We start from the raw sequence: 16164 nt of genomic DNA, 5'->3' as shown, positions 1-16164 counted from the left end.
AAAGAAAAAGAATATAATCATACTATTAACACTGTTTTATTAGTAGTTTGATACTATAACGTTTTAGTAATAAATATTAAATAACGTGCTATTTTAACCCCGAATTATTCGATTAAAACCAAATTGAGGTAATTTTATTGAGAATTATTGAAAAGGAATTATTTTTTTGAAGCTGGCTTTACAGATATATAATCTGGCAATGCGCTTTCTGCTTCCTTTTCAGGTCGCTCTAATACATCATCTTCTTTGTCGGAGTTCTTAGTGAATATTTTTCTAAGCAACTCCTTAAACGTATCGAAATCGACATTGTACGAAAGCCCTACACCTTGCGTGTATCCAATATCTTCACCAAAATTACGAATACTGTTTTCTCGGTTAAAAACTTTAGCGGTTAACGTACCATCTTCATTTAAAAGAAAAGAGACTTCCACATCGCCAGCAATAACCGTATCGGTTGCGCCACCAACCGGTACCCCTACTTTACCATTGATAAGTACACGATCGCTAATTTGAGTTTGTAGTGTTAAACCAACACGATCGTCGGTTTGATAATCTGGAGTGTTTTGTCCGGCCTCATAATTTAAACCTAAACTCAGTTTACTATCTCCGTTAGAAAACACACTATTAATTATACCATTAAGACGTTCGGCAATAGTGCCCGAAAAATTAAGCTCATCTAAACCTCCAGAAAAAGAACCTGTTGATACAAGATACAAGGCCTGATCCTGACGATCACTATCCGACTCTAAACGGTAATTTAACTCCGATTTTATAGTAGAATTCACATTAGGAAACTCAAAAGTAAATTCTGGTACTGGGTGCTCTAAACTTCCTGTTAAAGCAATGTTTAATTCTACAGGTATACTTCTATTAATTGGTGTATCTAATAATGGAGATGGATTAGCTTGCGTTTTATAAATAGCATTCATGTTTATCTCAGCATCCAAAGGTGAACCTTCCCAAGCTAGAGTTCCACCCGGTTGAACTGTAAATTGCTTTTGCACAAAACCGCCATAAGCAAAATTATAGAGTCCTTCGAAAACCGCAAAATCCCCCCACATATTGAACTTTCCGTTTGTATTAATTTCAACTAATAATCCGCCTCGTCCTCTACCTTTTAAGGAATGCCCTGTGGCTTTATCTATTATAATTTCTACTTCGGCATCTTCGGTAACATCTAAATCAAAATCGAGCTCTAAACCTTTAATTTCATCAAAAACAAGCTCTTCTCCTTTGCTACGTGCTTCTTTTTCTTCTTTAGTTATAAAATGTATAAAGGTGTTATCTCCAAAAGATTCAGCATCATTCAGCGGTATTTTAAACACTGTTCCTGGTTTCGTTTCTCCTATTACATTAATTCTTAACTCCTCGGTTGGTCCATAAATACTAGCTTCACCACCAATAAAACCTGTGCCATAATACAGTGCGTCTTCAGTTTCTTTAGTATCTAAAATCAATAAATTTTTAGTTGTAATATCAAGACCTAGACTCCATTTAGAGAAATTAACATGGCTTAAATCTCCCTTTAATAATCCTTTTGTTTTATATTTTGTATCGGTAATATTGATGTTGTTGAATATAAAACTTTGATTTTTTAAACTCACAGAAGCGTTTTCTGAAAAATCGTAATTCACGTTTAAAAAAGGAATTCCTAAACCTGCTTTCTTTACTATAAGTTCACCATTAAAATTAGGTTTTCTTAGATCGCCAACAACCTGTATTTCTCCTTCGGCCTTACCACGAATATCACTTAAAACATCGCGCAATAAAGGGTTTAAAGGATACAAATCGAAACCATCAAACACCAAACTCACATCAATTTTGGAAGCCTTACCAGCTACATAAATATCGCCTTTAGCGGTAAAGGAATTAGAATCATCATTTTTAATTGTTGCATCAACTGTGTAATTTGTTAACGACTCATTACCACTAATATTAGCATCGAAAGAACCTAACAGAAAATCGTTAACTCTAAAGTTATTAATGATGATACTAGAATTGGGTAAATAATTCCCGTTTTGCTGTACTAAATCTAGTTTACCATTAACGTTTCCAGATAAATTTAAACTATCGATATCTGGCGTTATTTTAGCTAAATCGACATTAGTAAAGTTAAGTTTTATATCTTTTTCTGTAGAATCTCTAAGAAATCCGGAGAGTTTAATTTCTTCGTTTTCATGGTTAATTCTAAACTTATCAATATTAAATTTCGTTAATTTTTTATCAAATGATATTTTATGAAACTTATCTTGTAACTCATTAATATTCCATTTATTATCCTTGATTGTAATATCCGATTGTTTAAACCCAATAACCGATTCGTTTTCTTCATTAATAGTATGATAGAAACTTAAGTTGAAATTATCTTTATTACGTTTTCCGCCATTAAATTCCGACCGCATAAACAACGTATCATTAACCGTTACATTAATTAAATTGAAGTTGGAAACATTGTAATATTTAGTATTTAAACTATCTATTTCTACGTAAGTATTAAAAACCGGATTACTATTATCTACTTGCAACTCGATATTGTTTGCAAAATAATTTTGAAGCTTAATTTTAGGGGATTTAAAAGTGAGTTTAAATTGACTTTCATCACTCTCTACTTTCCCTCGAATAAAGGTGTTTTTGGCCAACTGAAGTTCCGGATAAATAACTTCTACAATTTTATTATAAATGGTGAAATTAAAATCGACACTTTGGTTCGCTTCTACTTCGTTTGGTATGTAATTAGTATAAATATAACCAATAGAATTTTCGAATAATTTTTTAAGTTCCTTAAACTTAAACTTCCCTTTAAAATCACCTTCTATAATATCTGGTGAGTTAATTTCTATATAACGCAAACCATCGCTAAAACGTGATGAAACATCGAATTCATCGAAATAATAAGTATCGTTTTCGTTTTTGTATTTGGTTTTTCTGAATGAAATTTTACCGTAAGCATCATCATAATTACTGGCATTCATATTCATGTTAACCGTACTTTCAAAAATAGAAATACTATCTTTTTTAATGAAGTTTAACGCGTTTAAATTGGCATACTCTACTTTGGCTTCAAAATCGTATTTGTTTACAGTTTCAGAGAAATCTACAAGGCCTGTAAAGTTTAATTTCAGGTTTCTATCATTAGCAATAAGGTTTCCATCAAAAATATTATTCCTAACATTTCCAGCCACTTTTACACCTTGATAATTATAGTTATTATACTCCACTTCAAACACATCACCTTTTACTTGTGTATTAATGGTTTTAGTAACAAAACCTTTACCATCTACATCAAAATTAAGCGATGCTTTACCAACGGTTGGAGAATCTAAAAACGTTCCGAAATCGAATTCATCAAAAATAATATTGCCCTTATAAGCCGCATTATCGATATCATTGATCTTACTTATTTTTAAGTTAGAATCTACAAAACCTAACTCGGTATCTATTTGAATATCGGCAACCACAGTAGACGATGTTATTTGAGAATTTCCAACTACGGTAAAATACCCTAACCTATCAAAAGATGATGGAATAGCTGCGCCTAGTACGTTTGGTAACAAAGCTTTCAAATCTTTATATGTAGAAGATAAATTTCTGAATTTCCCGTTCATATAAAAATTACCTTCTTCTTTATTAAAAAGGTTTTTAAAGCTGATATCTCCGTAAATACGTGTATTTCTATTGGTGTTTAATTTTAAATTAGAGGTTTGTAAATCATTTAAGGTTCCAGAAATATCGGTACTAAAAGTTGCTGTTTGGTTTACGCCAAATTCATTGTAAAACGTATTTAACTCGTCTAACTTAATTTTAGAATCTTTAAAACTAGCCGAAACCAAAACCTTATCGGTAAAATATTTAAAATCTGCCCTATCGTAGGAGAATTTTAAATCACCTTTTAACTCCGAGTTTGGTGTTTTAATACTCAAATTCCCGAAAGTCATATCTGTTAGGGTATAACTAAAATCGGTCATCATATTTTTAACGGTAACACCACGACTATCTACAAAATTAAGGGTATTAATTCTAGCATTCACATCGCTTCCGTTAATTAAAAAATTGGTAGCATTAATGTTTAAATCTTCAAAATGAAGCAACTTTGAAGTCTCTCTATTTTCATCTGTAAACTTAAAAACACTGTTGTATATGGATACATCACTACTCGATAATAAAAAATTACTTTTTTCCGATCTTGGATTATCACTATCAAAACGTGCCACAAAAACATCTAAATTAGTTTCTGCTTCGTCTTTATAAGTTTTAATATTAAAATTAAGATTTTCAATATCGATATCTCCAAAAACCAATTGTCCATTAATTAGGTTCCTAACACCCAGAATAGATGTGTTTAATTCGGCAATACTAATTAAGGTATCTTGCCTATAATCCTCAATGTAAATTTGTTTAAGCTCAACATCTCCATTAAATTGAAGACTAACTTTATCTACATTTATATTGGTCTTAAAATCGCTGTTAATACGCTTAGTTACGTAATTACCTAAACTTGTTTGTACGGCAGGAATAGAGAGAACCAACACCAAAATGATGAACAACAATAGCAATATACCTGCTATTTTTAATAATATTTTTAGAAATTTTTTGATACCCTTAACGTTATAATTTTATTTAGAATAAACTATTTTTGCAATCACAAACAAATAGAATTTCTTAATTCGGTTACTCGGATTCAAAATTAACAATTATTGTGCCTAATATTCACTAATGAAGGAACAAAATATTTATATACTCGGAATTGAGTCATCTTGCGATGATACAGCGGCTTCCGTAATACACAACGGTAAAATTTTAAGTAATGTTGTTGCTACCCAAAAAATACATGAAGAATTTGGTGGTGTTGTACCAGAATTAGCGTCTAGAGCGCACCAACAAAACATTGTACCTGTAGTTCACCAAGCATTAAAAAAGGCGAATATTACCAAAGAACAACTTAATGCTGTTGCTTTTACACGTGGACCAGGATTAATGGGTAGTTTATTGGTTGGTACATCGTTTGCAAAATCTTTAGCTTACGGATTAAATATTCCGTTAATTGATGTAAACCACATGCAAGCGCATATTTTAGCTCATTTTATAGATGAAGAAGGTTTTGATAAACCACCTTTTCCGTTTTTAGCCATGACTATTTCGGGCGGCCACACACAAATTGTTCGTGTAGATTCTCATTTTGATATGACGGTTATTGGTGAAACCATTGATGATGCCGTAGGTGAAGCCTTTGATAAGAGCGGAAAAATTTTGGGTCTAGGTTATCCTGCAGGCCCAGAAATTGATAAACGCACTAAACTAGGAAATCCTAAAGCTTTTAAATTCACAAAACCGAAAGTAGATGGATTAAATTTTAGCTTTTCTGGTTTTAAAACAGCTGTTCTTTATTTTATTCAGCGTGAAATTAAGGCTAATCCTAACTTTATTGAAGAAAACTTAAACGACATCTGTGCCTCTATTCAATATACTATTATTGGTATTTTAATTGATAAATTAAAACTGGCAACCAAAGAAACTGGTATTAGTCATATTGCAATTGGTGGTGGTGTTTCGGCCAATTCTGGAATAAGACAAGCTTTAAAAAATGGTGAACAAAAGTTTGGTTGGACAACCTACGTGCCAAAATTTGAATTCACTACAGATAATGCAGCAATGATTGCTATTGTTGGTTATTTAAAATTTTTAGAGGAAGATTTTGCCGAGCAGGATGTGGTAGCATCTGCACGATTAAAAATCTAAATTTCATTATAATATTTTTTCAAAAAGAGCCACATAATTTATGTGGCTTTTTTGTTTTGCAGAAGTTCAATATGCTTAGTTTTCTTCGGAACGGTCTATGGATTCATCCTTTTTTACAGTTTTAAATTTAATAGCTCGTCCTTATATTTATTCAGCTTAAAGCTGAAAATTTATGCGTAACTTCAATAATAATCTTGTTATTCAACGTAGTCAAAGTGAAAAAAAACTAAACCAACGCGCTCAATTTAAAGCTATTAACAACATATTCTTAATAACTTACAGCCTCTACTTTCATATCACAAACATTAACTTTAAATTTGGCTCTGAAAATATACCCCAAATATTATGACCAAACTTTTTTTTATTTCAGCCTTTATAGGCTTTTCATCTTTTTTGAACGCACAAAAATCAATCGAAAAAGAATTAGAACTTGTTGAAACTCCAGAACAAATTGAACAATTTCTAGAGTCGAAAAATTCTAAAAAAAACAAACTTATTACCTTTAATGAGGAAAAACACAAAACAAATTTAGCAAAAGAGCTTTTCGATATGCGCCTTGGAGGTACTAAGGTTAACGAAAACGAATACGAGAAAACCGTATATAAAGTTGTTAAAAAAAACAAGAAAACCTATTACAGAGTTGCTTATATTTATCTAGACGGTACTAAATACAAACGAAATGAAATTAATAACTTGCGTGATAAAATTATTGCAAAATACCATAACGGAGCACCGTTTGATTTTTTATCTAAGCAATACTCTATGGACGATAATGCCAATAAAGGAGGCGATTTAGGTTGGTTTTTATCAGGAGAAGTACATCCTGATTTTGAAAACGCAATAATAAGCAGCGAACATCACTTAAATGATATTTTTACTGTTGATGTTGCTGAAAAAAACTGGTATTATGTAGTTTTAAAAACACATGAACCTAAAGACATCGCAGAAATTGAAGTTTTAAAAATTGTTGAAGCAAAAAACTAATGCAACTATTCTATAATCCCGACATAAACGAAAACACAACACAATTTTCTTTTGAAAAAGAAGAAAGCAGGCATATTGTAAAAGTGCTTCGTAAACAAGTTGGAGATACTTTGCATATTACAAATGGAAAAGGTTGGCTCTTTTCTGCTCAAATATCGATACCCAATATCAATAAATGCACAGCAGAAATTGTATCCAAAACATTACAACCTAAAAAAAAATATAACTTACACCTAGCGGTCGCTCCTACTAAAATGAACGACCGCTATGAGTGGTTTTTAGAAAAAGCCACAGAAATAGGCATCGACAGCATTACACCTATTATTTGCGACCATAGTGAACGTAAAATTATTAAAACTGAGCGTTTTGAGCGCATTATTCAATCGGCAACAAAACAATCTTTAAGTTGCTATTTACCAGAATTAAAAGAGGCAGTGCCTTTTAAAACCTTTGTAAATCAAGACTTTTCTGGACATTTATTTATAGCACATTGCGAAGAAACCGATAAGAAATCTTTAAAAAACGAACTTCAACCTAAACAAGATATCACTATTTTAATTGGTCCAGAAGGTGATTTTTCGGTTAAAGAAATAGATCTAGCACTTCAAAACAAATTTATTCCTGTAACTTTGGGAGAAACACGTTTACGCACAGAAACTGCGGCTATTGTTGCCTGTCATTCTGTTTCGTTTATTAATGAAATGTAATACATTTAAATCATGAAATTCATTGCTTCCATTTTATTTTGTCTGTTTTCGGTGGGTTCTACTGCACAAGATTTGGCAATTTTAAAATATCAAGGTGGTGGTGATTGGTATGGTAATGCCACCGCGTTACCAAACTTAATTACATTTTGTAACGAAAATATTAATACCAAAATAAACCCTAAAGTAGAAACTGTTGAAGTGAGCAGTCCTGATATTTTTCAATATCCTTTTATTCACATGACGGGGCATGGTAATGTGTTTTTTAATGAAACAGATTCCGAAAATTTACGTAACTATTTAATTTCAGGTGGTTTTCTGCATATTGATGATAATTATGGCATGCAGCCTTATATTACAAAGGAACTTAAAAAAGTATTTCCGAATAAAGATTTAATCGAATTGCCAGCCACTCACCCAGTTTTTAATTCGGCTTTTAGTTTCCCTAAAGGTTTACCAAAAATACATGAGCACGATGGCAAACGCCCGCAAGCATTCGGTTTATTTGAAAAAGATAGATTGATATTGCTATTTACTTATGAAAGTGATTTAGGCGATGGTTGGGAAGATCCACAAATACATAACGATCCTGCAGATGTTAGAGAAAAGGCTCTAAAAATGGGAGCTAATATTGTAAAGTATGCTTTTGAACATTAAATTATATTATGGAAACTATAGTTCATCTTGTTTTTCAGTTGGTTGAACCCTTTTTTAAATCCAATTCTATAAATGAGAAACTGTCTAAAAAAATAAAACGAACACTTATTGGGTTAATATTATTCCTAATATGTATGCTAGTCCTAATTAGTTATATCGTAATTTCACATGAGAATTTCTCAATTACACGCTAACCATTTAAACAAAAAAATTGCAACTCACCCACTACACCACCAACTTCAAAAAACGTACATTTCCAATCATTTTGGTATGCGATAATGTTACCAATGCACCAAATATTGGTAGTTTATTTAGAATGGCAGATGCTTTTGGTATTGAAAAATTGGTGCTTTGTGGTGAAAACATTCAGTTGGGACGAAAAATATCAAAAACATCACGAGCAACAGAAAAAGTAGTTAATTTCGATATATGTCCATCGGCTTTAGAGGTTGTAAAAGAATTAAAAGAAAACAATCATCATATTATTTCTTTAGAAATAACGGATAAAAGTAAACCAATCCACACCGCTAAATTTTCAAATGAAAAATCTATTGTTTTAGTTATTGGTGATGAAAAATTTGGTGTTTCCGAAGCTATTTTAAATCTTTCAGATGCAGTATTTCATATTGATATGTTTGGCCAAAACAGCAGTATGAATGTTGTGCAAGCCACAAATATTGCTGTTTACGAAATCACAAAGCAACTTTCATAAATTACTATTTATATCATTTTCAAAAAAATGAGTGCTCTCAAAATTTCAACGTAAATAATATTATATTTACAAGATGAATTCGAACACCATTTCAAACGGTATACTTAAAGCTATTGGTATTATTTTAGGAGTAGCACTCATTTTATATTTTCTATACCAAATACAATCGGTGATTGGTTACGTGGCCATAGCAGCAGTAATTTCATTAATTGGCCGACCTATTGTTCTATTTTTAGAACGTAGATTGAAGTTTAAAAACACCATTGCCGTTATTGTAACTATGCTTGTTTTGTTAAGCTTATTTATAGGTTTGGTTGGCTTATTTATTCCGTTGGTCGTAAAACAAGGTCAAAATTTATCGCTTTTAGATATTGACTTATTACAAGAAAATATCGAAAATTTATATATTGAAATCCTCAAGTATTTTGATTTACATAAAATTGATGTAGAACAATCTTTAAAAGACTCTAACTTACTGTCTAAAATTAATTTCGCTATGATTCCGAACTTTTTAAACTCGGTTTTAAGTGGACTTGGAAGTTTTAGTATTGGTTTATTTTCAGTATTATTTATTTCATTTTTCTTCTTGAAAGATAGCCGCTTATTTGAAAATGGTATTCTAACATTTATTCCCGCGAACAAAGAGTCTCGTTGGAAAAACTCTTCTACTAAAATTAAGGATTTACTATCGCGTTATTTCGTAGGGCTTATTTTTCAAATACTAATTCTATTTATTATTTACACCATTGGTTTACTTATTATTGGTGTAGAAAACCCTATTGTAATCGCTTTTCTATGTGCATTGTTGAACCTTATTCCTTATGTTGGACCGTTAATTGGCGCGGCATTAATGCTAACTTTAACCATGACGAGTAACTTAGACGAAAGCTTTAGCGAAGTTATTTTACCTAAAACATTTTGGGTATTTATTGTATTCATGATTGGGCAACTTATTGATAATTTTGGCAGCCAACCCGTAATATTTTCTAAGAGTGTAAAATCGCATCCGTTAGAAATATTTTTGGTTATTTTAATTACAGGTATTCTTTTTGGCATTATTGGTTTAATAATAGCCGTGCCTGCTTACACTGCTATTAAAGTAATTTTAAAAGAATTTTTAGCTGAAAACAAGATTGTAAAAAAACTAACTAAAGGTTTATAAATTCATTTTGAATATTTCTATACTACATACTGAGATTCAAGATTTTATTGATACTCATTTAAAGGCGGATATAAACTCCGTTCTATTAAAAGGCACAAATTTTGAAGCTATTGAAACTAGCGAAATTATCGAACAAATTGAAGCAAAAAAACGAAGCGAAAAGAAGTTAGCTACTTGGTTTAATGCTGAAAAAATTTATTTTCCTAATAAACTAAATATAGAGCAAACCTCTTCTGAGGTTACAGCAAAATATAAAGCGGATTTAATGCAAGGCGATGCTGTAATCGACTTAACCGGTGGCTTTGGAGTAGATTGCTATTATTTCTCAAAACGCTTTAAAAAGGTTACGCATTGCGAAATAAACCCAAAATTATCTCAAATAGTTAGTCATAATTACAAACAGTTACATGTTGAAAATATAGAAACACAAACTGTTGATGGTATTGAGTATTTAAAAAGCCTTGATTCTCAATTCGATTGGATTTATATAGACCCTTCTAGGCGACATGATAGCAAGGGAAAAGTTTTCTTTTTAAATGATTGCTTACCTAATGTACCTACGCATTTAGATTTACTTTTTAAAAGAAGTAAAAATATTATGATTAAAACATCACCGCTTCTCGATTTATCGGTTGGTATTGGTGAATTAAAGTATGTAAAAACCATCCATGTTGTAGCTGTAAATAACGAAGTAAAAGAATTACTTTGGATTTTAGAAGCTGATTTCAATGGAGGTATCAGTATTGAAACATGCAATATTAAAAAGGAAAAAGCAGACGTTTTTAGTTTTATTTTAGATGAAGAAAAAACGACTGATTCTAATTACAGCCTACCACTCACCTTTCTTTACGAGCCTAACTCGGCTATTTTAAAATCTGGCGCTTTCGATTCTATTTCGAATCAATTACAAGTTTATAAACTTCATAAACATTCGCATTTGTACACCAATAGTACTTTAATAGATTTCCCTGGAAGGACTTTTAAAATTGAAGATATTTTACCGTATAACAAAAAAGAGATAAAAAAAAGAGGTTTAAATAAAGCGAACATCACCACGAGAAATTTCCCGGAAACGGTACAAAATATCAGAAAAAAATTCAACATTAAAGATGGTGGCGAACTCTACGTGTTTTTCACTACAGATTTAGATAATAACAAGGTGGTCCTTATTACTAAACGGGTAACTTCTTAAAAACTACTTCAAAAAAAAATCTCAGACCATAAGCCTGAGATTTTCCATATTACCAATTTATAAAATTGATGCTTAATTGATATACCCGAAATTTTGACTAATTTCAGCGGTTACATCGATAGTAGCCTGAGGGATAGCATAAACTCTTAAATACGGCTCCGTAATTGGTTTGGCTGTATAAGGTTCATCAAAAGTTCCAAAACGTATCATCTGTTTTCTTCTATACATTTCCCAATACATTTCAAAACCAATTTCGTTGTATAATGTTGTTTCATCTAAAGAAGTAATAGCAACACCTGGCGCATTTCCGAAAAGGGCTTCACGCGTTCTACTTGTTCTTAACATATTGATATCGGCAAGCGCTAAAGCTGTTTCTCCGTTACGGAAATAAGCTTCTGCACGCATACAATACATTCCTCCTAAACGGTATAACGGCACATCTACAGCAGAGTTTCCGTTACCATAGTTAGGATCGAATTCCCACTTAAAGTTACGTACACCTCGATTAATTTGATCTTGAGAAAATACAGCTTCTACTGGGTTACTAAAATCTAAATCTGGAGTATAATCCATTGGTGTTGTTGTGTTTTTTTCCATATACAATTTACTGATTTCAATACGTCCATCAGCTGTCATATTAAAACCACCTTTTCCGTCTAAAGTTGGGCCATACTGCTGCCCTACTTGTAAACCACGGTTAAAATGTACAAGTAACTTTCCTGTATCTGTTCTAGTATCTTCAGCAGGTACACTGCCTGTAGTTCCATCGTTCATAAACCAAGTACCATCACCATATTGGTAGTAACGGTGAAAACGAGGATCGTCATGATTTCCATCCCAAGTGTAGTAAAACTCAGGTTCTACACAAGATCCGTTTGTACCACGATTATCTGGTGTTTGCTTTTGTGCACGCCCTGTAGACATGTACGCAAAATCGTTATCGCTAGTACGTATGTTATCATTTTCTTGAACAATGGCAAAAATAATTTCAGAACCGCTGCCATTGTCAATATCAAAATTCTTAAAATAGTTACTCTCTAAACTAAAGCTACCATCAATTAATAATGATGTGTAATAAATAACTTTATCCATATCGCTACCATTATTATCTACAGCAGTTTCCGTAAAATTAAAACTAGAACTGGCATTATAACGATCTTTAAAAACAGCTCTATTTAAGTACATATCTGCCAGTAATGCATAAGCCGCTTGTTTTGTAAAACGCCCATTATAGGTTTGTTGCTCACCTAAATTAACAAGGTTTGGTATAATACTTTCTACATCGGCAATAAGGTTATCAATTTCAGTTTCACCTTGAAGAATTTCTAAAGGCGCACCCGCTGTAAACGGATCTCTGTATGGCGCTTGGTTAAATAAATCTAACGTATTGTAAACATATAAAGCCAATAAACCTTGAGCTTCTGCTAAAAACAAATCGTAATTTGCATAATCTGGATTTTGCTCTAAAGACTCAATTGCCGTTAAGGTTTTAGTGATTCCGCTCGTTAAATTATTCCAAGTACCGGCAACTGCTGCATTGTTTGTTCCCCAAGTAAACTCGGTTAATGCACGCCATTTTCCACCATCGCCCCAGTCACTTCCGCGGGTTGGCAGCATACACTCATCGGTTGGATATTCTTGTAAACCAAACACATTACCGTGATCGGTAAACGTTCTATTTGCTAATTGGCCATAAGCCGCAGCCATGGCGCTTTCAGGGTTAGAGCTTTCTCCACCAATAACTTCGTCTATCACTTCTTCATTCAAATCTGTACAACTAAAAACGAGTGCACCAACCATGAATACGGAAGCTATTTTTGATATTTTATTTGAAATTTTCATAAATTATAATTTTAAAGTTGCACCAAGTAAAAATGATCTCGAAGAAGGATAAGTAGTGTAATCTATACCAATAGATTGATTTCCTCCTGAAGCACGTGGGCTGTTAACCAAAGGATCGAATCCTGAATAATTAGTGATTGTAAAAATATTTTGTCCGCTAACGTAAAGGTTCAAACCTTGTAACCACGTTATGTTAAGCGCATCGGTATCTATAGAATAGCCAAGTCTTGCATTATTTAAACGAATAAAATCTGATTTTTCTAAGTACAACGTAGATAATTGTGGTTGGTTTGTAAAACTCGCACCATCGTTATAAAACTGAGATAATACATTTCTATCTGAAACAATATTATTGATGTTTAGTGCTAGGTTAGTGTTATTAACCAATAAACCTCCTGTTTGCCCAATGAAAGCAAGACTTAAATCCCATCGTTTGTAACTTAAGTTTGTATTTAAACCAAAGGTGAAATTTGGAAGTGCGCCTTCAAATATTTGACGATCTTCAGTATTAATAACGCTATCACCATTAAAATCTTCAAAAATATCGTTTCCATCAGCATCAAACCCTAAATGTTTCAACATAAAGAAAGAACCAGCCTCGTATCCGCTTTTATAGATATTGGCAAAAACCCCTGATAAACCAGGACCTGCAACACTCCCTGAGTATATTTCTGATACTGGTAGATTTTGTATTTCATTATCTAAAGTTGCTCCATTAACATCTACGCTCCATGAAAAATCTTCGGTATTAATAATTTTGCTACCTAAAGCAAACTCAAAACCTTTGTTTACAATTTTTCCATCGATGTTTTTCCAAATGGTTGTAGTAGGACTTAATGGTTCCGAAGAAATATTCAAAATAGCATCGGTTGTCGTTTTATTATAATAATCCAAAGATCCGTAAAGCTTGTTATTCCATAAACTGAAATCTAAACCAACGTTTAATTGTTCTACAACTTCCCATTTTAAATCTGGGTTTGCGGTACGGTTTACCACAATACCGTTTATTAAATTGTAATCGTCATACAAATAATATCCACCTGAAGCCGATTGCGAATAACTGGCTTGAGTAATTTTATTCTGTACCTCTTGGTTACCAGTTTGTCCCCAACTCATTCTGAATTTTAATTGATCAATATCGTCTACTTCACTAATAAAGTTTTCGTTATCTAAATTCCAACCTAAAGCAAACGATGGGAAATAACCATATTTATTATTTTCTCCAAAACGTGTAGAACCATCGGCTCTTAATGAAGCTGTAAGTAAATATTTGTCATCAAAATTATAGTTTAATCTTCCAAAGTAAGATTGCAACTCATTTCTTTGCGCATATCCGCTAACTCCAGATTGCTCGCCAGAATAACCAGGATCGTATTCTGGAGCTACCCCTGTACCTTTTTCATCTATACCTATTAAAGAAAATGTAGTTCCAGAGAAATCGAATTCTTGATAAGAGAAACCTCCTAAAACTTCAAACTTACTTTTGTTTAAACCAAATCGGTAGGTTAAATAATGCTCCATTAAAACACTTTCAGACTCTAAATTATTCTGAACATAAGCACCATCTGGCGTTCTATCTGTAGCATTTGGATAAATAGTAGAATTTCTTTCGGAAACCGAACGGTCTATACCATAATTAAACTTGTATTCTAAACCATCTATAATTCTGAAAGTTGTTTCTAGATTCCCTAAAACACGTAGCGTTTGCGTATGGTCATCATAAATATCCAATAAATACATCGGGTTATAATTCTGGTTTAAGTTGAAATTGGTAAAATCACCATCTTCAGTAAAAACAGGTTGTGTTGGGTTTGCCATTAATGCATGAATAATTAATTGTCCATCCGATCCAGCATCTGCTCCATTTGGAACTCCTGTTTCGTTAATTTGACTGGCTGTTAAATTCACTTTAACCTTTAAACGTTTGTTGTCTAAAAACGACTCTTCAGCATTTAAACGTGCTGTTGTTCTTTTAAAACCACTCGTTTCAACAATACCTTCCTGATCCATAAATGATAAAGAGGTATAATAGTTTCCGCTGTCCGTCTTTTTAGCAAACGAGAAGTTGTTGTTATGCGTTACAGCACTACGCAATAACTCATCTTGCCAATCGGTAGCCCCACCATGATCGTAAGCTACATCTGTAATGGCGTTTCTGTATTCACTAGCCGATAAAACATCTGTTTTTTTAATCACAGAAGCGATACTTAAATAAGAGTCTACAGTAATAGAAGCCTCACCTGTTTTTCCTTTTTTAGTAGTGATAATTACAACACCATTAGAACCTCTAGCACCATAAATAGCTGCGGCCGATGCATCTTTTAAAACTGTAATAGAAGCAATATCGCTAGTGTTTAAAAAGTTTAATGGGTTTTTAGCGCTAGAACTACCCAAACCAACATTCGGGCTGGCAGCACTAACGTTTTCGTTACTTAGCGGTATACCATCTACCACAAATAACGGCGAACTACCACTACGGATAGACCCTACACCACGAATGGAAACATTAACACCTGCACCAGGCTCGCCACTAGATTGCACAACACGTACACCTGCAACTTTACCTTGAATTAAATTATCTGGAGATACATTAACTCCCTTTTTAAAATCGCCAGTAGAAAGCTGAGTTACTGCACCTGTTAAATCCTTTTTTGTTTGTTGGCCGTAACCTACAATTAGAACTTCATCTAACATCGCGTTTAACGGCTTTAAGTTAATTTTTAAATCTGTAGAAGTTACATCAACGTACTGAGATTCGTAACCTACAAAAGACACTTGAAGTGTTTGCCCCATTGCCGCATTAATAGAAAATACGCCATCAAAATCGGTAGAAGCACCTGTTGAAGTTCCTTTTAAAATAATGGTAGCTCCAGGTAATGGCACTCCAGATTCGTCTAAAACAATGCCTTTTACAGTTGTTTGAACAGCATTATTTATGAAATTTAAATATCTATTAGGCATACTATTTGCATACCCAGTTTGGTATAAAAGAATAGATAAAACTAAAAAAGCTATGTTTTTTAGTGTAAAAAAATTATTTTTAGTGTACATTTTTAAGTGATTGGTTTTACAATGCTTAATGATTTAGCCGTAGTTGTTCCAGCAACTACGGTTTTTAATTTGTAAATTAGGGTTGCTATTTAATTATTACATAGAGTCGCATTTTTTAAGTTAT

10 protein-coding genes are annotated in these 16164 nt (G+C 32.6%); 7 read left to right on the top strand and 3 right to left on the bottom strand.

Annotated elements, in window-relative coordinates:
- Positions 1-158 precede the first annotated feature (158 nt).
- A complete protein-coding gene (locus GQR98_RS14640) occupies positions 159-4553 on the bottom strand; it encodes a translocation/assembly module TamB domain-containing protein (RefSeq protein WP_233268017.1) in 4395 nt (1464 codons plus the stop codon).
- A gap of 160 nt (positions 4554-4713) precedes the next feature.
- Between GQR98_RS14640 and tsaD the strand changes: the two genes are divergently transcribed.
- From tsaD to GQR98_RS14605, 7 genes are all read left to right on the top strand, one after another.
- Complete coding sequence (gene tsaD / locus GQR98_RS14635) at positions 4714-5736, top strand: tRNA (adenosine(37)-N6)-threonylcarbamoyltransferase complex transferase subunit TsaD (RefSeq protein ID WP_159020147.1); 1023 nt, start codon at positions 4714-4716, stop codon at positions 5734-5736.
- A gap of 345 nt (positions 5737-6081) precedes the next feature.
- Entirely contained in the window at positions 6082-6720 is a 639-nt protein-coding gene (locus GQR98_RS14630; RefSeq protein WP_159020146.1) for a peptidylprolyl isomerase, read from the top strand.
- Positions 6720-7427 carry a 16S rRNA (uracil(1498)-N(3))-methyltransferase gene (locus tag GQR98_RS14625; RefSeq protein WP_159020145.1) on the top strand — a complete coding sequence of 236 codons (708 nt, stop codon included), beginning with the start codon at positions 6720-6722 and terminating at the stop codon, positions 7425-7427. The genes GQR98_RS14630 and GQR98_RS14625 overlap by 1 nt, the downstream gene beginning before the upstream one ends.
- Positions 7428-7439: 12 nt before the next feature.
- The gene (locus tag GQR98_RS14620) at positions 7440-8081 is read left to right on the top strand and encodes a DUF4159 domain-containing protein (RefSeq protein WP_159020144.1); all 642 of its coding nucleotides are present in this window, start codon (positions 7440-7442) and stop codon (positions 8079-8081) included.
- Between the two features lie 211 nt (positions 8082-8292).
- Positions 8293-8793, top strand: coding sequence for a TrmH family RNA methyltransferase (locus tag GQR98_RS14615; protein WP_159020143.1), 501 nt, complete (start codon positions 8293-8295; stop codon positions 8791-8793).
- Positions 8794-8866: 73 nt separating this feature from the next.
- A complete protein-coding gene (locus GQR98_RS14610) occupies positions 8867-9955 on the top strand; it encodes an AI-2E family transporter (protein WP_159020142.1) in 1089 nt (362 codons plus the stop codon).
- 7 nt (positions 9956-9962) lie between these two features.
- Complete coding sequence (locus GQR98_RS14605; RefSeq protein ID WP_159020141.1) at positions 9963-11147, top strand: class I SAM-dependent methyltransferase; 1185 nt, start codon at positions 9963-9965, stop codon at positions 11145-11147.
- 72 nt (positions 11148-11219) lie between these two features.
- On the opposite strand, the gene GQR98_RS14600 is transcribed toward GQR98_RS14605, so the two are convergent.
- On the bottom strand, positions 11220-12989 hold the full coding sequence (locus GQR98_RS14600) for a RagB/SusD family nutrient uptake outer membrane protein (protein ID WP_159020140.1): 1770 nt from the start codon (positions 12987-12989) through the stop codon (positions 11220-11222).
- Between the two features lie 3 nt (positions 12990-12992).
- On the bottom strand, positions 12993-16040 hold the full coding sequence (locus tag GQR98_RS14595; RefSeq protein WP_159020139.1) for a SusC/RagA family TonB-linked outer membrane protein: 3048 nt from the start codon (positions 16038-16040) through the stop codon (positions 12993-12995).
- Between the last annotated feature and the right edge of the window lie 124 nt (positions 16041-16164).

The organism is Algibacter sp. L3A6, from assembly GCF_009796825.1.
GTDB lineage: Bacteria > Bacteroidota > Bacteroidia > Flavobacteriales > Flavobacteriaceae > Algibacter.
The sequence above is the reverse complement of the archived record's forward strand: the minus strand, read 5'-3'. Positions and strand labels throughout refer to the sequence as shown.